Origin of the sequence: Dapis purpurea BLCC-M126, from assembly GCF_050015975.1 — a bacterium.
In the GTDB taxonomy this organism is placed as follows: Bacteria; Cyanobacteriota; Cyanobacteriia; order Cyanobacteriales; family Microcoleaceae; genus Trichodesmium.
The window spans coordinates 11,887-33,999 of the sequence record NZ_JBNHER010000273.1 but is presented as its reverse complement, the minus strand read 5'-3'; the positions used below and the strand labels follow the sequence as shown (position 1 = coordinate 33,999).

The following is a 22,113-nucleotide window of genomic DNA, read 5'->3' as shown; positions in this document are numbered from 1 at the left end:
GTCTTCCTACCAAAGCTGTGAGATTTTTTTGTGTTTTTACTTAGAGGGAGTAGACAAAAAATTTAGCTGACAAAAACATTTTTGGAGTCAGATAAATATATCTTGACCTTAACTCCCAAATATTCGGAAAAATGAAAGATTTTTACTTTTCCCTTGAAAACTGATAACTGATAACTGGTAAATGATATGAATTACTCAAGAAGAGACTTCCATCAAATAGCTATGCAATTTTCTTTAGGAATGGGAATTGCACCAATATTGTCAAAATATCTGAATATTAACTTATCAGAAAATTTATTAGAAAATAAAGTTAAAGACTTTTTTGCTTATCTTGACCCAGAAATTGATTTATTAATTCCGACATATTTGGGAAATGACCAAAGAAGATTTTATGGTCGTGGTACACCAGAAAATTTTCAAGTTATAGATAAATTTAAACTAGGAACAGGTGTAACTTATGTTGGTAAAACGAGAAAAGTATGGAGTGGAGCTGGATGGACAGGACAACCCACTATTACTAAAGATCGGGGAAAAACTTATTTAGTTATTGGTAGTTACGATCATCTTTTGCGCAAAATAGATACTGCGAATAATCAAGAAGTTTGGCAATATAAATTTGATGATGTGATTAAAGGTTCCAGTACTATTTATATTGATGAAACTGCTAATGAAGAGAATCGCATCGTGATTTTACAGGGAAGTAGAACAGGTAGACCGAAAAAAGGAATCGCTCCTAGTTTTCGCGCTATTTCTTTTAGAACAGGGAAAGAAATTTGGCAACTCGATATTAGGAAAACCCGTAGTTATAGCCGAGATAATGATAGTTCTGCTTTGCCAGTGGGAAATGGTTTAATTTTCAATGCTGGAGAAAATGCCATTGGTTATTTTATTAATAGTTCTGGCAGTAAAACTAAAGTTAAATCTGGTATTAAGCAGCCAGAAATATTATCTGAATTAAAACTTTATGTGGATAGTGATCGGAAAAGACAAGGCGGAAATATTGTTTCTGAATCATCTCCTGCCAGACTCAATAATAAAATATTTTTAGCAGCAGGTTCGGGGCATATTTATGGTATTGATATTGAGAGTAAAAAGATAGTTTGGGATTTTTATACAGGTTCAGATTTAGATGGTACAGTCGCTATTTCTAAAACAGGTAAATTATTCTGTGCTATTGAGAAACAATATATTCCCGGAAATGGTGGGGTAGTCAAATTAAATCCTAATAAAACACCCCAGGAAAGTGTCGAATGGTTTCTGCCGACAGGTAATATTAAATTTAATAGTTGGTTAGGAGGGATTATTGGCTCAGTAGCATTGAATGATGAATATAATAATTATGGAGAATTTCCCGCTTTATTCGCTACTAATGCTCTTGATGGATATCTATATATTGGTTCCCAAAATTTAACCACAGGAAATCAAGTTAAAGGACCTTTGAAAAAATTTAATTATGATACTCCTTTAATTATATTTAAGCAGAAAATCGGACCTTCTATTTCAACACCAATTTTTACTGATGGAAATAAATTAGTAACTGCTGGATATAATGGAGTTTATATGTTTAATCTAAATTGGGAATCTGCTCAACCTGACGATAAAAATGCTTTACCTAATAACAAGGGAGAATTTTTCCGTTTAATAGTAGAAGAAGCTGGCAAATTTGCTGGTAAAGTTTCTTTTGAATCTACTCCTATTGTTTGGGATGGAATTGTCAGAATTTGTGGTCGGGATGGTTGGTTATATAGTTTTGGTTGAAAGAGTTTGTACAACTGTGATTTTTACCACGGATATACGGATAATTCAGTTTAAATTTATCTTGTTTTTTCAATTAAAATTATCACTAATTGATTCTCCTAAAACCTCAAATCTATCAACCACCAACTAAACTACCTTTTTTGAATTTGGTATTATACAATTACCGAATAATTAGTAATTAATAATTATTAATTGAACAATTCAGCTTTATTAGCCTCCCCTTTCAAGGGGAAAAAGCGGTCGTTTTTGCTAGCACACAACTTCGTTTTTCATGTCGCGCAGCGTTAACGAAGTTGTGCGCTAGCTAAACGGCTGTCGCCGACATGAAACACTTCGCGATATGAATGCGGAGCATGACCTAGGAAAGCTTTGCGCCAGCAAAACGCCATATCCAATCTCTCTTCGAGAAAAATGCTAGGATATTTCCTTATACTCAATTCCATTACGGTTTTAACCAGAGTTAATTATCGATTAATGTCTGTGCATTAATGCTATACTTAGGTGGTAAAACTTCAATTCTTAAGTAATTAACAGGAATAAATAATCTTTTAGCTAATTATTAGCAAGCAAGTTATTATTAATTATTTTTATATTTACTTCTCCCCTACTCCTCTACTCAATAAAATGTAGAAAAGTTTTTGAGAAATGGTATTATCTGGCGCACCCTGGGCGATAGTAGCGACTATGACGCGAACTATAGTTTTGATTGGTACTTTTTTGAGTTTCTGAATTAGGTGTTGCTGTTGCAGAAGATACTTTTTTGATTTCTTCCTTAAATAGAGGAGTTGACTTTCTTAGAAGATCTCTTTGTACGGCAGCAAAAGCATGACGTACTACCAAAGCAATCTTTTTTTCATAATCTTTTTGGGCTTTTTTTATTTGAAACTGCAAACCTTCCTTGCTACAAGCATATAATGGAGGAAGACGATTTAGTGCATAAGTTTCTACATCAGATCGCTTAATATATTTTGCCAACTTTTCAGGCAACAGTGTCATTTTCCGATTTACTTCCTGTGCAACAATCTCTTCCATGATATTTACATATTTCTTTTTAGGATTAGTCTGAATCATTTTAGATCTCCTGTTTGTGTTCAAATATTGAATATTTACTTTGTGTTAATTAATTCTATGGTGTAATCATCTCAGCTTTTTCTGGTTGTGGCAGTGATCTCTGAGTAAAATTACGGTGATTTTTGGGAAGTGATGGAGTGAGTTATTCAACTACAACAAAGTGAAGCAAATTAATCATTTGGGGTGATGATGATCACAATCTACAAATGCTTAAAGAAACATTTTATAGAAGCCATTTGGGATCTATTAAAAGTAAAGGGGGTGATGGGGAGAGTGAGAGTATTTTTCAATCTTTTTGCCCTATTTCTTGTCTAGCAAAGACGACTCTTACCACAGTTGTTCACCTACCCAGTTACAACCCACACTTATAGCGAGTTCTAGGGACGTTCTTATCGGAATCTTCCTATTGTCTAGTACTTATAAAAACCACTCTTTATCAAAAATTTAAGCAATCAATGTCCAGATACTGTTAAAGTTTTTATAAGACTAATTTTTAATAATATCATGTTTATTGCTATTATTTGTCTAAACCCAAGAGTTAATATCTATAGAACCCCTAAGGGTATTTAGTATCCACTCAATATGATGGGGTAGGCAATTATGATAGCTGCCAAGACCAACAATCGCGATCAAGAATATCGGCTCAATCACAAAAAAAAATAAAGGATAAAGAATAATAACACGAGAATAAAGTTGGTTATAGAATATGAAATATGAGACAAAATAATGATAGCAAAAAATTAGTAGAGCAAGTCCTGCAAACAATTAACCCTACCGAAGTTGCAGACAAATCCTTGTCTCAAACAGTAGAGGTATTACTGAACCTGATAGAGCAATTACAGACACAACTCAAAGAATTACAAACAGAAAATCAACGGTTAAAAGACGAAAATAACCGTCTTACAGCGCTTTTCAGTTGAGTAGACCACAAAACTGTTGTAGGAGTAATGAGTAAGGAGTAATGAGTAAGGAGTAAAGAGTAAGGAGTCAGTATCATTGTGGTTTATTAATATGAAAACCGCTGTAAGGGAGAACAACAACAGCCCAAAATCAAAGCCAAAAAACCAAGAGGATTTTCCCAGAACTACTCATCAGAAAAAGAACGAAAGCTACCTAAAAACCATTCAAAGGGCAGTAAAAAATCTCAGCTCAAAATAGATAGAGAAGAAATACTAGAGTACCCTATGGAATTACTGCCCATTGATGCAGAGTTTAAAGGTTACGAAGAAGTAATCATTCAAGATATTACCTTGGGAAGCGATAACGTATTATTCCTGAAACAGAAATACTACTCACCTTCAAGGGGAAAAACTTATTTGGCAGAATTACCACCAGGTTATGAAGGAGAATTTGGTCCAGGAATTAAAAGCTTAATCATTAGTTTGTACTATGGGGGAAATATGACCCAAGGCAAACTATTAGAGTTTCTAGAGGACATGGGCATCTCCATGTCAGCAGGGCATTTGTCCAATCTGTTAATCAAAAACCAGTCTGGTTTTGAGAAAGAAAAAAGTGAAATATATGAAGCCGGACTATTAAGTAGTCCCTGGCAGCACTTTGACCAAACAGGAGCCCGCGTGGGAGGAGTCAACTATACCACGAATGTAGTGTGTAACCCTCTTTATATGGTCTACTTTACCACTGCCAAAAAAGATAGATTAAGTATACTTTAAGGTTTAGTCAACGGAAGAGAACTAGAGTTTATTATCAACCCCTTCACCTTCTCATTGTTGGAGACCTTACATATACCAGATAAATGGAAGAAGTCTCTAGAATTGTTGCCCCAAGAAACTGTATTGAATTCCACAGAGTTTAATGGGCTACTAGATAGATATTTACCATTATTAGGGCTACTCCAACGTCAACGTATTTTAGAAGCAGCAGCAATCGCTTTTTATCATCAGCAAACTGACTGGCCAGTCATAAACACTCTTGTAAGTGATGATGCACCTCAGTTCAAGTTACTAACCGATAATTTAGCTTTGTGTTGGGTACATGAGGGACGACATTATAAAAAGTTAACTCCCAAAGTTAATTATCATCAACAACTCCTGGAACAATTCTTGGATGATTTTTGGGATTACTACCGAGATTTACTTACTTATAGAGATGCTCCCACACTTTCAACAGCCCATAGGCTACGCTCTGAATTTTCTCGACTTTTTGGGACTCAGAGTGGTTATCAGCAGTTGGATGAACGAAAACGATTAACTGGGACTAAAATCTCGGAGTTGCTGTTGGTGTTAGAGCATCCGGAATTGCCATTGCATAATAACCCAGCGGAGTTAGCTGCTAGGACTATGGTGAGGATGCATAATATCAGTTATGGAACTCAGACGGCTGAGGGGACTGCATCTTGGGATACTTTTATGTCCCTTGTTGCTACTACTCGTAAGCTGGGATTGAGCTTTTTTGAATATGTACGCGATATAGCTGCCGCTAGGCTCCGCCAACGAATTTCTCAGACCAGGAATATTCCCTCTCTGGCAACTATTATTAAAGAGCGCTCTTCTTTTAATTGCTTTCGTTGGTCTTGGCAGCTATCATAATTGCCTACCCCATCATATTGAGTGGATACTAAAAATATAACTTATATTATGTTCGGTTAAATAGTTATTATAATTACAGTTCGTAGTAGGGCTTCAGCCCAAACTGTAGATAGGGCTGAAGCCCTACTACAAACCATATACTTTATTATAAGTGATTATCCGAACACGAGGCTTTGTTGCACGAATATCCTGGAATCCTTGCAGTACAAGACTTTCGCATTAATAATATTTATTGATAAATCCTTATTTCATAATGCTTCTAGCACTTTCATGCAACAAAGCCCGAACACGATATTATTATCAGATTTAATTGAAAGGAGTGAAAAATATTAAAGTGCTAAGAAAAATCAAATTATACCATACCCTTTTTATCTATAGTATTTTAATCTTAATATCTGCCTGTAGCAATACATCAAATATTTCGGACAACTCTAGACCTACTAACAATAAAACTGCCAAATTAGAGACATTAAAATTTGAAAAAAAGCCCATTAACGACAAAGGTGGATACTTCTATACTAACGGCGAATATGCTCTTGGACCATTCAGTAAAACAATGATTAAAAAATGTCGAGAATGGGGAGGTGGAGGCAGTTGCAACAGTAACCAATGGTCAGAAAAATTATTTCTCCAAGCTTACGGAAACAGAAGATGTCCGGAGGGTTCTCGCCTCAATAAAATTATTGGTTATTGCGTTGAAAATAATCAAGTTATGGGTCCTTTTACTCCAGAATTAATTTCTGCTTGTATCAAAGCTAATGGCGGAAATAGCTGTCAATTAAACCTTTGGAATGCTCGTTTTCTCTACAAACTAATGCAAAAAACAGAAATGGCAAGCAAAACACCGCCCCAGTTTGTCATGTTAGCATTTGACGGTTCCCGTTCCCTAGATGCTTGGAAAAAGTCGCGCAACTTTGCTAAGGAAATGGAAGAAAAAGGCGTTAACGTTCGCTTCACTTATTTTGTTAGTGGTGTATATTTTGTCAGCAAGGATAAACGAAAAATATACAACGCTCCTGGTGGCAAAGGTAAAGGTCGTTCGGATATTGGTTGGGGAGGAACAGCTCAAGATATTGCTCTGCGACTCGAACAGGTTAACCTCGCTTACCAGGAAGGTCACGAAATCGGGTCTCATGCAGTTGGTCATTTCAACGGTAGTAAATGGAGCGAACAAAACTGGGCTGAGGAGTTTGAATATTTTGATAAATTTCTGTTTGAAGCGCATAAAATTAACGAATTGCCAGGCTCACTCGTATTTGATCGCAATGCCATAGAAGGTTTTCGTGCTCCCTTATTAGCCAGAAGTCGGGGTTTGTATAAGGTTCTCGCAAAGGATGGTTTCCGCTACGACACAAGCAAAGTGGCATCTTCTAATTATTGGCCGCGTCAGGAAAACGGTATTTGGAATTTTCCCCTAGCTAGTTTGACTAACTCAAGTGGTAAGAGCGTGTTATCAATGGATTACAATTTTTATTATCTGCATTCTCGCGCCAAACCTAATCCTCGCAATGCCAAACGTTATGAGGAAGATACTTATAAAACTTACATGAAGTATTTTCAGAAAAACTATAATGGCAACCGCGCTCCCATACATATCGGGCATCATTTTTCAGCTTGGAATAACGGCGCGTACTGGAATGCGATGTTTAGGTTGGCTGAGTCTGTCTGCGGTTTGCCTGAAGTTCGATGCGTGACTTATAGCGAGTTAGCAGATTTTATGGAGTTGTTGAGTGAAGAGCAAATTAATGCCTATCAACAGGGTGATTTTCCTCTATGATATTATCAATTGTTCATAAGTACCGGAAGAAGGAGTCAGGAGTCACAAGGGAAGTTTGTAGGAGCGGGTTCAACCAAAAGCTTTGAGAGCAGCAATTAAGTTAACTAAACCCGCCCCCCACGAGCGGCGAATCAAGTTTGTAGGAGCGGGTTCAACCAAAAGTTTTGAGAGCAGCAATTAAGTTAACTAAACCCGCCCCCACGAGCGGCGAATCAAGTTTGTAGGGGCGGGTTTATTTAATTTATGGGGTTTTGCAATGTTTTGGGATGAACCTACCCCTACAGGTTTCGGTGGTTGTTGGGGGCGGGTTTATTTAATTTATCGGTGGCTGCTTTATGATTTGTTTAGTTGGTTTAGTTGATTTTTTCCTATTAAACTTTAGTATAACTCCCAGATTTTTTTTTACCCTATCCAAATTGGCTTTCATTTCAATCAACCTTTGACTTGATATATATAATTTTACAGCACTTTTTGTGAAAGGAGACGGGAGACAGGAGACAGGAATCAGAAGTCAGGAGGGAAGAGAATTTAGAAAAAGTTCGTAGTAGGGCTTTAGCCCGAATTATAGATAGGGCTAAAGCCCTACTACAAACAAAAACTTTTTTATTACTTTATTAAACGAACGAACGGATTTGATAATATCCTTTCTTAAAACAAAAACTTTTTTTCCCACAAACCCGGTTTCTTATAAATATTACCCAGGCAAACCCAGAAACCGGGTTTGTTTTAGGTGCCCCAGTGTATTACATCTACTTCCCACAAACCCGGTTTCTTATAAAGTAGGGCTTTAGCCCGATTATTAATTCGGGCTGAAGCCCTACTACAAACAAAAACTTTTTTACCAGAGAATTATATTACTTCTAACTTTTGACTTTACTTTGGTTCCTGCTGAGTTGTACAATGTATTCCACCTCCTCCTGCAGCAATTTCATCAATATTAATTTGTACAATATCTCGACCTGGAAAAAGTTCCGCTAAAGTTTCTTTTGCACGTCGATCTGCCTGGCGATCGCCAAATTCTGGAGCAAGAACCGCACCATTAAGAACGTAAAAATTAATATATCCTGCTGCAAAATCATCATCACTTTCGTATCCTGATCGGATTTTTGTCGGACCTTCAAGTACCACAACCTCTAATTTATTGCCATCTGCATCCGTTGCCGAGCGCAGAATTTCTAGATGTTTTTTGGTAACAGCATGGTCAAAAGAGTCAGGATCGGGGTCGTATCCAGCAACAACAACACCAGGGCCAGCAAAGCGGGCATAAAAATCAGTATGTCCATCGGTAATATCATAACCTCTAATACCTGGTAACCAAATAATTTTCCGCAACCCCAATAAAAACTTCAATTCTGCTGCACAGTCAGCTTTACTCCAACCAGGATTGCGATTATCATTAATAATACAACTTTCAGTCACGATCGCCGTACCATTACCATCGACTTCAATACCTCCACCCTCAAATACAAGGTCTGTATTAATCAATGATACTCCAGACTGTTTGGCCACAAACCGAGCTACTTTAGCATCGCGCTCGTGATATTGTTTGTTTCCCCAACCATTAAAATTAAAATCAATAGCTGCTTTCTCATCAGCATCATTAACCACAAAAACGCAACCTGTATCCCTCATCCACAGGTCATCTATTGGGCAAACAATCAATTCTACATTAGTACCACATTTAGCGACAGCTACCTTATAGTCTTCCTCCCGCACCAACATTTTCACAGGTTCATATTTGACAATAGCTTTGGCAATTCTGGCGAGATTATCTTGTACACCAGAAGCGTATTTCCTTCCCCAAATATCTGGACTAGCACTAAAAGCCATCCAAGTACATAAATGGGGTTCGGCTTCATCGGGCATAAAAAAGGAAGAATTTGATGGCATAGAAGATGAGATGTTATTTGATAATTGAGAATTAGGTGTGGAAAAGGTGGCGAAACTTTTTCTTGAGAAAATTAAACCTGATGTTGTTGCCATTAATTGCAAAAAGGAGCGTCTATTCATAAAGCAGATTTTAAATTGAATAAGATTTACACAAGATCTCAAATAGCCTCAGTTCCACGAAAATTTTGAACAAAAGAGGCAGTAGACGCAAATAATTGATGAATAAGAGTGTGATAACGAAGCATGATTTTTGTTTATTGGAGATGATTATCTACATAGATCATGCCACTATTTAATTCTTTAATTCCTTTACTAATAGTTACTCTATTCCATCCTAATTTTTGGTGAGCTAGACTCTGGCCACCGTAGACTAATCTTAAAACCCTTCGTGCCATAAATTGACCTAGAGAAAGACCACAGAAGTGAAGCTCCTCTGAAAGAGGCAGTCGAGCTGCGGTTTCAGATAACAAGTTTTCAGCTCCTCAGTTAATTCTATGGACATTCCAACTGCCTCAATATCCTCAAATCAGTACCAGTTTCAAATTTACTACAAAAAGGACACTTGATAGCTGCCCCCTGACTCTCACTAATAATAATTATCATTCCACTGGAGTTTAGACCAGGGCAAACGCATCTAATTTTTTTGACAAATGACCAAACCAGAATATAATTTAAGAATAGGGTCTGCGATCATATCGGATACTTCCTACAATAAATACGGACGCTATCAACAGTTAGCACCACCAAAAAAACTCAACAATAATTAACATTGATATTACATTAGTAGTTGAGATAATAATGCGGAGCGCAGTATTTTGTCGTGCGGAATGTGGGTTTTCAAACAGCAGTTTCTCATCAAGGCTATAACCAAGTACCATTGGTGGCCCAAAATTCAGGTTTAATTACATCGATGCTACCGGATTTGATATAATCAGGACTTACGCAATGGTACTAATTATAGTAGGTCTATCTGGAATAATGACGAATTTATACGCTATATATAGCGGTACTGCGTAAGTCCTGATAATATAAAAAATTGTAAAAATTCTGCCCTGTAAAGCTTGTTGCTATTGGTGTCGGAAAATACTTAAAATAATTTCTCTGTGATTGTTTTAGCAATTTTTTTTCAGCCTAAAGTCACAAAGGTGGGATAATAAACCAGATAGACAGAGAAATGAAATAAAAAAAAGCATGACACAAAGCAAATTTTCTGAGGCCGATACAGAGGTATTTTATGATAGTGAAGATAGCCTTTATCGAAGTTTTTGGGACTCAGAAGGTAGTTTACATTGGGGCTATTTTGAGAACTTAACAGATGCTAAAGTAGAAGACTTTATTACTGCTTGTAAACACTGGAACGAATATATGCTCTCCCAGAGTGGCATAACAAAAGATTCTCGCGTATTAGACCTTGGCTGTGGTAATGGCAACACTGCTATATGGTTATCCCAACAGACAGACTGTGAAGTAGTGGGAGTCGATCTTAGTGGTGTGCGCATTGAGAATGCTAAAGCTAAAGCACAGGAGTATCCTTCATTAAGACTAGAATTTGAGAAAGCATCGGCCACAAACCTGCCCTATGAGGAGGGGAGCTTTACCCATGTTTGGAGTCAAGCAACATTGTATCATGTTCACGATCGCCATCAGGCATTACGAGAGGTTCACCGCGTACTTGAAGAAGGAGGCACATTCATCTTCGATGACTTGATTTCTCCGACACAGGAAATTAACGAAATGGCACGCCAATATGTCTACGATCGCTTGCTGTTTGAACCAATATTTAGCTTGGACTCCTATAAAGATTTCCTGGGCAAGTTAGGGTTTATGGTTTTGGCAGCTAAAGATTTGAAAGAGCATTTGCACAAGAGTTATGAGTTACTTTCCCAGTTAGCTTTGCCTCAATATCCAGAACTGAGCGCAGCTTATGATAAAATGTGCGAGGCAATTCAAAGCGATCAATTAGGTTGGGCTTATTACTTATGTGAAAAAGTTAGCGATCGCCTCTCCTGGATCTACGAAACTAACAACCAACAAAGTCTGCGGGATAAATACGATGCCTGGTCTCGTATTTACGATGCCGAATTGGACCAACCCTATCGCATTAGTCCAATTCTCTCTGCTAGGGCTCTTGCTGGAGTCCTGCCCGATAAAGAGGCTAGTATCCTCGACGCAGGGGCGGGGACGGGAATGGTAGGAGAAGCCTTGGCCGAACTGGGTTATAGCAATATAGTAGGAGTCGATTTGTCAGAAGAAATGCTGGAAGTTGCCCGCAATAAGCAGGTTTATCGAGCATTGCACCAGGGCAACTTAGAAGAACCCCTCAAATTTGCAGCTACGGAAAACTTTGATGCTATAATCGCTGTGGGAGTTTTTACCTTTGGTCATGCTCCGATCGAAGCCTTGTACAATTTATTCCCCCTTTTAAAAGCTGGAGGTTATTTCCTGCTGACGGTACGGGCGGACTACCACGACGACAACCCTGCTGTCCGAGAAGTTATTAAAAGCCTTTCTTGGAGTTTGGTAGCCAGGGAGGAGTTTAACATCTTTGACACGGAAGCCATGTATGCTATGGTTTTGAAAAAGGATTAATTGCCTTTGAGTCTGACTTGCCCAATAAACGAGGTTAAAACCTTTGTCAAACAAGTTTGATCGGGGCAAAAATGGAATTATCGAACTGGTCTAATAAAGGATTTTTCTAGCAAATAAACCAACAATAATAAAGATGGCAAGAATTAAACTGATGCACGCCAAGCTTCATCGCGTCCGCGTGACTGAGGCAAATCGCGACTATGTGGGTAGCATTACCATCGACCGAGAGTTATTAGAAAAGGTGGGAATATTACCCCTAGAAGAAGTGGAAATTGTCAACATCGATAATGGCAATCGCTGGAGGACTTATGTGTTACCAGGAGAACCTGGAAAAGGTCAGATTTGTCCCAACGGTGGGGGGGCCTTGCTGTGCCAACCTGGAGATATCTTGATTATTTGGGCAAACGAGGAAATAGAGCGATCGGAAGTCTTGCGTCAGGGACACCAAGCGCGAGTGCTAGTCGCCGACGAAAATAACCGGCCGAAGGAAGTTTTCTACCAAAGCCTTACTCCGAATGGGGAGACCTTGGAATATAACGGTTATGAAACAGCGAACGATAAACAATTGATTAATTTACCAGTGATGGTAGAGGTGTAAAACTGGGGAAAAATTGAATTGTAAATTGGGCGATCGCCCAATTATGAAAAGCCAGACAAGCACGACATTCAATTGCGGTCGAAAGACTTGAACTTACCTTGATGATAAAGATATGTGTGGAATAGTTGGATTTTTTGGCTTAAATTTACCTAGAATAGAAGACACCTTGTCTATCTTAGGTCATCGGGGACCCGATGGTACTGGTAGCATTTGCCAAGAAAACTATGCTTTGGGACATAATCGTCTTGCTATTATTGATGTAGAAGGAGGAGAGCAACCATTATACGATCCGCAGAGTAAATTATACGCTATTGCTAACGGAGAAATTTATAACCATCAACAATGGCGCGATCGCTTGCAGGGAAACTACAACTTCTCAACCAACAGCGATACAGAAATTCTGCTACCCCTCTACCAAAAGTTTGGCACTCAGATGCCTCAAAAACTCAGGGGTATGTTTAGCTTTATCTTGGCTAGCGATCGGGAATTCTTTGTCGCGCGCGATCGCTTAGGGATTAAACCTTTATACTATGCTCAAAGTGAAGAAGGTTTATTTTTTGCTTCGGAAATCAAAGCTTTAATAGAGTATGGCGAAGCAGTTAAAGAGTTTCCTCCAGGACATTATTACCATTCTGATGAGGGTTTACAATCATACTACGATTTTCCCGAAGTCGATGTGTTTTTAGAAGATGTAGAGGTGATTTTAGAAAAAATTCGCCAAGGACTTTCTCAAAGTGTCCGCAGGCGTTTAATGTCTGACGTTCCTGTCGGAGTATTTCTCAGTGGAGGACTTGATTCTAGCATAATTGCGGCTTTAATGAAGCGAGAACTGTCAGAACTACATTCTTTTGCCACCGGATTTGCTAACTCTCCCGATCTGAAAGCAGCAAGATTAGTAGCAGAATATTTAGGAACAATTCATCACGAATATATTTACTCAGAAGCAGAAATGCTTTCTGTTCTACCCGAGGTAATTTACCACTTTGAATCCTATGATGCTGCTTGGTTAAGAAGTTGTGTACCTACCTACTTGCTATCTAATCTTGCTAGCCAATATGTCAAAGTAGTTCTCGGAGGAGACGCATCAGATGAGTTGTTTGCTGGCTATAGTTATCTAGCTGATTACAATGATGGCAAGACGTTAAATCAAGAATTGGTATCTCGGATTAAAGGATTACATAATCTCAATTTGCAAAAATTAGACAGACTGACAATGGCTCATGGTTTAGAAGCAAGAGTTCCTTTTCTAGATATAGACTTTGTGGAAATGGCACTGACTATAAATCCTAACCTCAAGCTTCACCAGAGTTTTGGCATTGAAAAATGGTTGCTCCGTAAAGCTTTTGAAGACTATTTACCGCCAGAAATAGTTTGGCGAGAAAAGATGGAATTTGCTCATGGTTGTGCTTCCTCTAAAGTTTTAGCAGCTCACGCTGAGGCTACTATTTCTGACAAAGATTTTGAGCGGGCACGCTTTCGGGGAGACCCCATAAAAAGTAAGGAGGAATTACTTTACTACAGGATTTTTGAGCAGTATTTTCCTCAGCCATTTGCCGTCAATTTAGTTGGCAAGTGGGATCGAACTTTCCATTAATATCAAATCGCAATAAATGACCGCGGGTAAAAACAAGAGGGTAAAAAAAGCAAAGCCAGTAAAATAAATGCTTTTACGCCTTTAACCCAATTGTTAATTGTTAATTGTTATAGCCTTTTTCAAAACTATGAGGTACGCATATCGAACTGAACTAAATCCCCCCTAAATCCCCCCTTTGAAAGGGGGGACTTTGAGTTCTTCTCCCCCCTTTCAGGGGGCTGGGGGGGATAAAAAAACTGTACCTCACCGATTCAATAATTGCTATAATTGTTAATTGATATAACAGTTCAATTCTTAATTAAATTCAAGAAAAAATGGCGACCACAGTCAATTACTATGATGTTCCCTTAAAAAGGTTGAATTCCCAAAATGCTCTGGGGTTAGGGGTTGTATTCACAGATTTTGAAAATGCGAAAATAGAGTTATGCAAATGGCCTACTTCAGGAAAACGACCTCTAATTTCCAAGGGGGGTTACGGTACTGTTATTGAAGAGCAGTTCAGAGTTTATTGGGAGGGTTCGACCATATTTTCTGCGGGTCATCAGAATGCTCGCGGTGGTGCAGCGGGTAAGATTGTATCCGAACCAGGAAGTAACTCTAAATATCTTCTGGTAAACTGGCTGAGTGCCCATCTAGATGCAGGAGAAGCATTTATGCCTAAAAATGGTGAACCGAGTATATATCTGTTGGCTCCTCCTAAAGACGATGTCAAGCCTGAAGACTTTGTCGCTCTTTATTCAGATGGTATTTGTGGCATATCAATACATCCTGGAGTCTGGCATACAAACCCCATATCACTTTCAGAAAAAGAAGTACTTTATCAGAGGAAACAAGGCAGTATTTATGCAACAATCGATTGTGTCTTAACCAAAGAGCATAAGACTTGGTTAAAAATTCCCCTAGGTCAACCGCAAGACCGTTAAACTTCTATATTCTATTTATCAATAAAAGGAGCATTGACTTAATCAAATAATAACGATATAAAACGTTAAAAAACATACTATTTAGACAGGCTGCACTCACGCATACATGAAATCCATTAGAACCAAGCTCAAACTTAATAACAAACAGAAAACCCTGATGGCTCAACACGCAGGTTATAGCAGATGGTGTTATAATTGGGGTTTAAGTTTGTGGAATCAGGCATACAAAGATGGTTATAAACCAAATGCCCGTAAACTCAGAGAAGTGTTTACCAATCACACAAAACCTCGTTATCCTTGGATGAAAAACTTGTCGTCTAAAGTTTATCAGTATGCTTTTATCAACTTGGGTGAGGCATTTAAGAGGTTCTTTCAAGGGTTAGGTAAACATCCAAGATTTAAGAAGAAAGGTAAACATGATTCCTTCACAATAGATAATTGCGGAAAACCAATAGAATTAAATGGATGGAGTCACAAATTACCTTTTATTGGTATTGTCAAAACTTATGAACCCATTGAGGCAACAACCAAAACAATCACTATTAGTAGACAAGCAGGTGACTGGTATCTGAGCTGTAGCTATGAATTTAATGCCACAACTACACCAAAAAAAACTGATGTAGTTGGTGTAGATTTAGGAGTGAAAACCTTAGCGACTTTGAGTGATAGTAAAGTTGTGACAAGTATGAAATCTTATCGCAGATTTGAAACTAAGCTGTCTAGAATGCAATACCTAAATCGTAATAAAGAGATAGGTTCTGCTAACTGGAAAGCAGCACAACTGAAAATAGCCAGGCTGCATAGAAAAGTAGCAAACATCCGTAAAGACACACTTCATAAATTGACAACATATTTAGCCAAAAACCACGGCAAAATTGTCATAGAAGATTTGAATGTTCGCGGTATGTTAGCCAATCATAAGCTAGCTAAATCTATAGCTGACCAAGGATTTTATGAATTCAGGCGACAGCTAGAATATAAGTGCCAATGGTACGGTTCTGAGTTAGTAGTAGTTGATAGGTTTTTTCCATCATCAAAGACTTGTTCTAGTTGTGGTCACGTTCAAGAAATGCCATTAAATCTAAGGACTTATGACTGCCCAGAGTGTGGGTTATCAATAGATAGAGATTTAAACGCCAGTATAAATTTAAGAAATGCGGTCGGCTTGACCGTCAATGCCTGTGGATGAGTAACCGCCGACGGCCTCAGTAGAAGCAGGAAGTAAACAGTAAAATGTCACATTATGACGTTTTATATCAGTTTTATGAAGCAGCATAATACTTGGTTAAAAATTCCCCTAGGTAAACCCCAAGACGGTTAAACCGCTCTATTCTATTTATTGATAAAAGGAGTAAATATGGTCACATTAGTTCAGCAACTCAAATCGGCTTTTCGCATCCAATCGGTTACCACCGTCGATAACGGGGTACAAATTACTTGGAAAGATGGTCACGAAAGCTTTTATCACAACCTCTGGCTGCGGGATACTTGCCACTCTCCCAAATGTTTTCAACCAGACACATTAAGCCTCAACAGTGGAGAAGGGGAAGGACACGACCCCCTGAAAATGCCGCTAAATCCGATAACTGAAACGGTCAAAATAGACCGCGACGGAAATTTAGATATCGTTTGGGGTGGTGAAGAACCCGGACATCATAGCGTCTACGATCCATCTTGGCTGCGAGTTCACTGTCAAAAAGACCCCGCTCTCAAACAGCGACGAAAACCCCAACTGTGGGACTCATCCTTGTCCATCCCATACTTCGATTACCAGGAAGTGATGAGAGACGATGAAACGCTACTGTATTGGTTGGATAAAATGCTGGATGTGGGAATGGTAATTATTGACGGCTTTCCCAAAACCAGAGAAGCATTTCAGGCATTAGTAGAGCGCGTCGGACCGATTCAGCAACGATATCATCCTACTAACATCTATACTTTAAATACAGCAAACCAACTGGCAGGGAAAATTCACCACTCCTATAAGTATTTGCATCGGCTGGACAATCATAGCGATCACGTTTCCTACAACGTTCCTCCCAGACTTCAATTTCTCGGATGTATTGAATACGAAAATCCTGACAATGACAGACAAGGATATTCCACTCTGGTAGATGGTTTCAAAATTGCTGAAGTTCTGAGGACTCAGCAGCCAAAATATTTCGAGCTACTCACCCAAGAGTATATATCAACAGGTCGCAGACGACTGGGTGTAGAAGAAAAAGTATCTGACAAGGAAAAAGGCACCAAAAAATACCAATGGGAAATCTATTATCGCCAGCACGTCATTAATTTGGATAAAAATGGCGAAGTTTACCAGATTCGTCACAATAAAAACGACCGCGTACCTCTTGAGGTTTCTTCGGATAAAATTCAAGATTTGTATGCCGCCTACCAAGCATTTACAGCATTAGCTGAATCTCCAGAGTATAATGCCGAATTTCTCATCGCTCCCGGACAGATATTGGTAAATGATAACTGGCGACTGCTCCACGGACGGACGGGTATTCGGAATCCCCAACTGCGACGAGTTTTACTCGGAGCGTATACGAAGCCGGAAACGTTCCGCAGCCGACGGCGACTGTTGCTCGGGAAAAAAAGTGGGATGCCGGATATGTGGTTAATGGGATGTTCAGACCACGCTTTAGAAATTCTGGCAGAGCGCATGAGTGATTGAAATTAACGCTAAATTTAGTTATCCATACTGTTTATACTCGACACGGGTAAGAATTGCGCTTTTTCAAAAAGTGGGGGGCGATAAAGGTCGTAGAGATTGCTTCGGCTGGTTTGACGCAACAGTAGGAGGTTAGTGCTGATATCGCCGCCTCGCAATGACAACTTTTGTGTTTTTCTGCGTAAAAAAAACGCAATTACTTGCCATTCAGAGTATAATATCATGTCGGGATAATTAGTGATAAAAAAACTTTCTCCTTTTCTTACTTCTTCTTTCTTTCTTCCCTCCTGACTCCTGACTCCTAAGTCGTTTATTTATATTTATTCAACCGGACATCATATAATTTCTGGTTGAATATCTTGCAAAAATATTGAGGTGTAACATGACAGCAGCATTGCAGCAACTTAAACCTGCTTTTCGCATCGAATCGGTGGCAACAACTAACAACGGGGTACAGATCGTGTGGAAAGACGGTCACGAAAGTTTTTACCATAACCTTTGGCTTTTAGATAGCTGTCGGTCTCCTAAATTCTTTCATCGAGATACTTTGAGCATCAACAGCGGGCACGATGTACTCAAAATGCCTTTAAACCCAACTCCCGAAGAGCTTAAGCTCGATCGCGAAGGCAATTTAGATATTATTTGGGGTGGGGAGCAAGCAGGTCATCAAAGTGTCTTTGATGCCTCGTGGCTGCGGGTTCACTGCCAAAACGACCCTGCCCTGAAGCAACGTCGTAAACCTCAATTGTGGGACTCGTCTGTGTCGGTGTCTCATTTTGATTGCTATGAGGTAATGAACGATGATGGAGCATTATTGTCATTCCTGAATAAAATAGTCGATATGGGGGTGGCAATAATTGACGATGCTCCGAAAAACGAAGAAAGCTTCCGGGCATTGATAGAACGAGTAGGACCGCTCCGGCAACGATACCATCCTACCAACGTGTTTGCGATGGATAGAAGCAACAAAAAGGCTCAGGCTATCCAACATTCATATCAAGTGGGAACTTTAAGAAATCATACAGATGTTACTGCTTATGACATTCCTACCGGGCTGCAATTTCTCGAATGCATCCTCTACGAGAACCCAGATGGCGATCGCCAGGCTTATTCCACGGTCGTTGATGGTTTCAAACTGGCAGAAGTTATCAAAACAGAAAATCCGTGGTTTTTTGAATTGCTAACTACGGAATATATCCCCGCAGGTCGTAAGCGGCTTTCGGTGGAAGAGAAACTGGGCGAACATGAATCTAGTTCCCGTAAATACGAATGGGATGCTTATCGGCACAACCATGTCATTAATTTGGATGAAAATGGGGAGGTGTATCAGATTAAGTACAATCACAATACGCGAGTACCGCTGGAGGTTTCTTACGATAAAATTCACGACCTCTTGGCAGCCTATAAGCGATTTTCTCAATTGTTGCAAGACCCTGAATATAGTACGGAATTTTTGTTAACTCCAGGACAAGTATTAGTGGTTGATAACTGGCGAGTGCTTCACGGGCGAACTGGTATTTGGAACCCTAATCTACAACGAATTTTATTGGGTGCTTATTTAGAGGAAGAAACGTTCCGGTGTCGGCGGCGAATTTTATTGGGGGAAAAAACGGGGATGTCTGACTTGTGGTTAATGGGATGCTCAGACCGCGCTTTGGAAATTCTGACAGACAGATATTTATAAAGAGATTGGAAAATTTCAATTAATCAGGACTTACGCATCAGGAACAAGTTTTGGAGGTTTGAGATTACTATCCTAACGGACTCTTTCCCATTCATGTCGCGCAGCAAAACGCTGTCGCTCATAATGGCAGAATTACCTGATTTTGCGTAAGTCCTGTTTCATTTCTAATCGCCTAACTCTTTGGCATTTTACTTTTGACTTTTGACTTTTAATTTTCTAATTAGACTCCAATTGTGCATTCAAGGTTTTCACAATTCGATCGCGCGTTTCTTCTAAATGCGCCCTAGTATAATCATCCATCTTCTTACCCCGTTTTTTAACTGCCTTCTCCAAATCTTTATCCAGTTGTCGCAGTTCATACCAAGCCAAACTTCGAGCATCTTCAGGTACATTACGGTTACGCAAAACCATTGAAATTAATAGTTTCAAATGTTCCCGTTGTAGGGAACGACGCATACCATAAATTTCAACTGCACCCCCAGTTGGTTGTAAAATTTCCTTCCAAATACTATTTTGCAAAGTATCAAAAAGTTCTGGTAATTTCAAAACATTATCTGCCGTTGTTTTAAACTCCAAATCTCGCATACGAGTCAAACGAGTCTCAGAAAATAGGGATCGCAAAATTCGACGCTGTACCAATAAAACCCGGTCTTGAATTGGATAATCTAAAGGAAACACTACAACAGGACTTCCCCAATGTAACCAACGAGACGGTGCCAACTTATTCAATAAATCTGGTGAGAACTGAAACGCATCCTCAGCAAAAACATATTTATCTAATATTTCCAAAGCTTGACGTTGTTTTTCTACAGATATTGGTTCAAATGGTAAACGGCCATTAACATTTTTGATACTTTCTCGGTTAAACGACTGACCCCCCACATACAAAGTAGCATTCCTTATTTGCCGGAAATAATAAGATAAAATCATATCAAACATTACCCTGATATCGCTATAACTTTCATCATTTCTAGGAACCCGCTTTTCTAAACTATTCCAAATATTCCGAGCGTTATCCAATTGCCACTGAGAATAAACCAATGTATTTTTACTGAGGTCATAACTATTTGCTGCTGGATCGAGAATGTCATAGGAATCTTCATCTGGTGCATAAGATAGTTCTGGTTGTACCGCTCGACTCGCAATGTCTTGTAAAAATCCTCTTTCTCCAATATAACTAGCTATTCCACTAGGTTTGTAACCATATTCAACCGCCCACTCATCATAAGGACCGACTACAACTGGAAAATAGTCTCCTTGAGTTATTCCCTGGGGTGCAAGATTAACTGGTACATAATCCATTACAGATGCTACTAACCCTTTTGTGTGAGTAATACTGGTATCATGCAACTGTTCTGGTTCTAACATCGTGCTACCATGAAAGTTATGTCTGAGACCGAGAGTATGTCCGACTTCGTGAGCAGTGAGATATTTTAAATATTGATTGACATACTTCTCTATTTCTGTACTGTAAGATCTGACGTTTTGCAAAACATTCATTGCTACTGCTCCCACTCCTAACTGTTGAGATGAATTCCAACCAAAACAAAGGTGTTCTGATGAGTGGGAGTTTGATAATGATGACTTACCAGAAGATAGATATTGTGTTTGTAAGGATTTAGGAATTATAGATTCTATATTATTATTTTGGTCAGAAATATTTACTTCTGCCTCAGTTTCCAGATTATCTAAATCCCCTGAATACATATCTAAAACACAGGGATTATAACTTTTGCCATCTTTAGTTTTAAAAGCCTTACCAAAAGATTGATTTTGTAAAACTAGACTCCCTATTGCACCATATTTAATGTCTCTAATAATTCCGGCATCTAGAACAATATCTGCATCTAAAATTTGCCCTGTTAATGGATTGAAACGGGAAGGACCTATGCCTCTAAACCAAGATTCAAAAGTAGTAGACCAACGAATTGTATTGTAACGAACATCTGCTGGGTCCCAAGCAGCATCATCGGGCATTTGTTTGACTTGAATAGCATCAATAAATCCCGCTTTTTCAAAGGCTTTATTCCACATTAAAATTCCTTCTCGAATAGCATCACGATATTCGATAGGCACTGTATTTTCTATCCAGAAAGTTATTGGTTCTAAGGGTGGTGATAAAGGTGCGCTAGGAATTTGTTTTTCCAGATGCCATCTCTTAATATAACGAACAAAAGGTTCCCGACGACTATTGTCAGAAACATCTTTATAGGCACTAATAAAATAACCTACTCTTTCATCTGCAAGTCTAGGAATATAAGCATTATTTCTTGGTAATTCAGAAAAGCTGTAGCGGACTCTAAGGTTAAAAGCACGACTATCTGGTACAGATTGTAAATCTCCTGTATTATACTCATTTAAAATTCCATAAACTGACTCTAGTTCTATGTTCAAAGGAAATGCTTTTCCATCACTAATATAAGAATTTGTATAATCTACTGAATAGTCTTTAGGTAATATTTCTTCTAAAGATGCTAATTTTAAATCCTCAATTAATAAACTTTCTAAATCTATTAGTAATGTTTCTTTTTGAGGATGAGTTGCTTTGATAGGTAGAGAATATAAAACTGAATCACTAAATGAACGTTTAATAGAACGAGCTTGTGGGTCGAATTCGTCAGTCCGGAACTTTATATTTGGCAATACAAATTGAATATTATCTTGCTGTTTTCGTAACTGGAATACAAAATCTCTAATTGGTATGCCACTAATTAAACCTGCTTCACCAATACCTGATTCTAAAGTAATAAAACACAGGAAATTTTTATTGAGTTGTTCTGGTTGAACTTCCATTAATGTTTGACCTGTTTCTTTGTCTCGATAAAGGGTAAACATTCCTTCTAGTTTTTCATACCTATCAACTAATTCTTCATAAGTATCATCTCTCGTTTCCGCATTACTAATTAATTGTGGTTGTGCTGAAATTTTTGCTATTGAGACTCTGGTTGTAGGAATCATAAATATTACAAGTATCAATGATAGAGAAAACAGCAGTAATATGCTTAT

General features: G+C 38.6%; 16 protein-coding genes. 12 read left to right on the top strand and 4 right to left on the bottom strand.

The features are described 5' to 3' along the window. Positions 1-186 precede the first annotated feature (186 nt). On the top strand, positions 187-1,758 hold the full coding sequence (locus ACP6PL_RS25305; protein WP_426548099.1) for a hypothetical protein: 1,572 nt from the start codon (positions 187-189) through the stop codon (positions 1,756-1,758). A 651-nt stretch (positions 1,759-2,409) separates the two neighbouring features. On the opposite strand, the gene ACP6PL_RS25300 is transcribed toward ACP6PL_RS25305, so the two are convergent. Next, positions 2,410-2,829 carry a late competence development ComFB family protein gene (locus tag ACP6PL_RS25300; protein ID WP_426548098.1) on the bottom strand — a complete coding sequence of 140 codons (420 nt, stop codon included), beginning with the start codon at positions 2,827-2,829 and terminating at the stop codon, positions 2,410-2,412. A gap of 713 nt (positions 2,830-3,542) precedes the next feature. Between ACP6PL_RS25300 and ACP6PL_RS25295 the strand changes: the two genes are divergently transcribed. The 4 genes from ACP6PL_RS25295 (at position 3,543) to ACP6PL_RS25280 (ending at position 7,155) form a co-directional block, all read left to right on the top strand. Then, entirely contained in the window at positions 3,543-3,749 is a 207-nt protein-coding gene (locus tag ACP6PL_RS25295) for a hypothetical protein (protein ID WP_426548097.1), read from the top strand. A gap of 264 nt (positions 3,750-4,013) precedes the next feature. Then, complete coding sequence (locus ACP6PL_RS25290; protein WP_426548096.1) at positions 4,014-4,502, top strand: hypothetical protein; 489 nt, start codon at positions 4,014-4,016, stop codon at positions 4,500-4,502. A 54-nt stretch (positions 4,503-4,556) separates the two neighbouring features. Then, positions 4,557-5,378 carry an IS66 family transposase gene (locus tag ACP6PL_RS25285; RefSeq protein WP_426548095.1) on the top strand — a complete coding sequence of 274 codons (822 nt, stop codon included), beginning with the start codon at positions 4,557-4,559 and terminating at the stop codon, positions 5,376-5,378. Between the two features lie 334 nt (positions 5,379-5,712). After that, complete coding sequence (locus ACP6PL_RS25280; protein WP_426548094.1) at positions 5,713-7,155, top strand: polysaccharide deacetylase family protein; 1,443 nt, start codon at positions 5,713-5,715, stop codon at positions 7,153-7,155. 873 nt (positions 7,156-8,028) lie between these two features. On the opposite strand, the gene ACP6PL_RS25275 is transcribed toward ACP6PL_RS25280, so the two are convergent. Both ACP6PL_RS25275 and ACP6PL_RS25270 read right to left on the bottom strand, forming a co-directional pair. After that, on the bottom strand, positions 8,029-9,165 hold the full coding sequence (locus tag ACP6PL_RS25275; RefSeq protein WP_426548093.1) for an agmatine deiminase family protein: 1,137 nt from the start codon (positions 9,163-9,165) through the stop codon (positions 8,029-8,031). 134 nt (positions 9,166-9,299) lie between these two features. Further along, positions 9,300-9,515, bottom strand: coding sequence for a hypothetical protein (locus ACP6PL_RS25270; RefSeq protein ID WP_426548092.1), 216 nt, complete (start codon positions 9,513-9,515; stop codon positions 9,300-9,302). 721 nt (positions 9,516-10,236) lie between these two features. On the opposite strand from ACP6PL_RS25270, the gene ACP6PL_RS25265 reads away from it, so the two are divergent. From ACP6PL_RS25265 to ACP6PL_RS25235, 7 genes are all read left to right on the top strand, one after another. Continuing rightward, the gene (locus ACP6PL_RS25265) at positions 10,237-11,634 is read left to right on the top strand and encodes a methyltransferase domain-containing protein (RefSeq protein WP_426548091.1); all 1,398 of its coding nucleotides are present in this window, start codon (positions 10,237-10,239) and stop codon (positions 11,632-11,634) included. 133 nt (positions 11,635-11,767) lie between these two features. Beyond that, positions 11,768-12,232 (top strand): aspartate 1-decarboxylase, encoded by a 465-nt coding sequence (gene panD / locus ACP6PL_RS25260; protein ID WP_426548090.1) that lies wholly within the window; start codon positions 11,768-11,770, stop codon positions 12,230-12,232. 112 nt (positions 12,233-12,344) lie between these two features. After that, positions 12,345-13,826 (top strand): asparagine synthase B, encoded by a 1,482-nt coding sequence (gene asnB, locus ACP6PL_RS25255; RefSeq protein ID WP_426548089.1) that lies wholly within the window; start codon positions 12,345-12,347, stop codon positions 13,824-13,826. Between the two features lie 314 nt (positions 13,827-14,140). Then, a complete protein-coding gene (locus tag ACP6PL_RS25250) occupies positions 14,141-14,749 on the top strand; it encodes an ureidoglycolate lyase (protein ID WP_426548088.1) in 609 nt (202 codons plus the stop codon). 106 nt (positions 14,750-14,855) lie between these two features. Continuing rightward, positions 14,856-15,938: an RNA-guided endonuclease InsQ/TnpB family protein gene (locus tag ACP6PL_RS25245; protein WP_426548087.1), complete on the top strand. Its 1,083-nt coding sequence runs from the start codon at positions 14,856-14,858 to the stop codon at positions 15,936-15,938. A gap of 168 nt (positions 15,939-16,106) precedes the next feature. After that, the gene (locus tag ACP6PL_RS25240) at positions 16,107-17,426 is read left to right on the top strand and encodes a TauD/TfdA family dioxygenase (protein WP_426548086.1); all 1,320 of its coding nucleotides are present in this window, start codon (positions 16,107-16,109) and stop codon (positions 17,424-17,426) included. Between the two features lie 379 nt (positions 17,427-17,805). Beyond that, complete coding sequence (locus ACP6PL_RS25235; protein ID WP_426548085.1) at positions 17,806-19,107, top strand: TauD/TfdA family dioxygenase; 1,302 nt, start codon at positions 17,806-17,808, stop codon at positions 19,105-19,107. Between the two features lie 216 nt (positions 19,108-19,323). Here ACP6PL_RS25235 and ACP6PL_RS25230 read toward each other — a convergent pair whose 3' ends face one another. After that, a complete protein-coding gene (locus ACP6PL_RS25230; protein WP_426548084.1) occupies positions 19,324-22,065 on the bottom strand; it encodes a zinc-dependent metalloprotease in 2,742 nt (913 codons plus the stop codon). Between the last annotated feature and the right edge of the window lie 48 nt (positions 22,066-22,113).

Bases quoted from the DNA above. Each gene is read 5' to 3' on its own strand.
- ACP6PL_RS25245 (WP_426548087.1), top strand. From the start codon at position 14,856: ATGAAATCCATTAGAACCAAGCTCAAACTTAATAACAAACAGAAAACC.
- ACP6PL_RS25250 (WP_426548088.1), top strand. From the start codon at position 14,141: ATGGCGACCACAGTCAATTACTATGATGTTCCCTTAAAAAGGTTGAAT.
- ACP6PL_RS25295 (WP_426548097.1), top strand. From the start codon at position 3,543: ATGAGACAAAATAATGATAGCAAAAAATTAGTAGAGCAAGTCCTGCAA.
- ACP6PL_RS25305 (WP_426548099.1), top strand. From the start codon at position 187: ATGAATTACTCAAGAAGAGACTTCCATCAAATAGCTATGCAATTTTCT.
- ACP6PL_RS25230 (WP_426548084.1), bottom strand. From the start codon at position 22,065: ATGATTCCTACAACCAGAGTCTCAATAGCAAAAATTTCAGCACAACCA.
- ACP6PL_RS25235 (WP_426548085.1), top strand. From the start codon at position 17,806: ATGACAGCAGCATTGCAGCAACTTAAACCTGCTTTTCGCATCGAATCG.
- ACP6PL_RS25240 (WP_426548086.1), top strand. From the start codon at position 16,107: ATGGTCACATTAGTTCAGCAACTCAAATCGGCTTTTCGCATCCAATCG.
- panD (WP_426548090.1), top strand. From the start codon at position 11,768: ATGGCAAGAATTAAACTGATGCACGCCAAGCTTCATCGCGTCCGCGTG.
- ACP6PL_RS25265 (WP_426548091.1), top strand. From the start codon at position 10,237: ATGACACAAAGCAAATTTTCTGAGGCCGATACAGAGGTATTTTATGAT.
- ACP6PL_RS25290 (WP_426548096.1), top strand. From the start codon at position 4,014: ATGGAATTACTGCCCATTGATGCAGAGTTTAAAGGTTACGAAGAAGTA.
- asnB (WP_426548089.1), top strand. From the start codon at position 12,345: ATGTGTGGAATAGTTGGATTTTTTGGCTTAAATTTACCTAGAATAGAA.
- ACP6PL_RS25275 (WP_426548093.1), bottom strand. From the start codon at position 9,165: ATGAATAGACGCTCCTTTTTGCAATTAATGGCAACAACATCAGGTTTA.
- ACP6PL_RS25300 (WP_426548098.1), bottom strand. From the start codon at position 2,829: ATGATTCAGACTAATCCTAAAAAGAAATATGTAAATATCATGGAAGAG.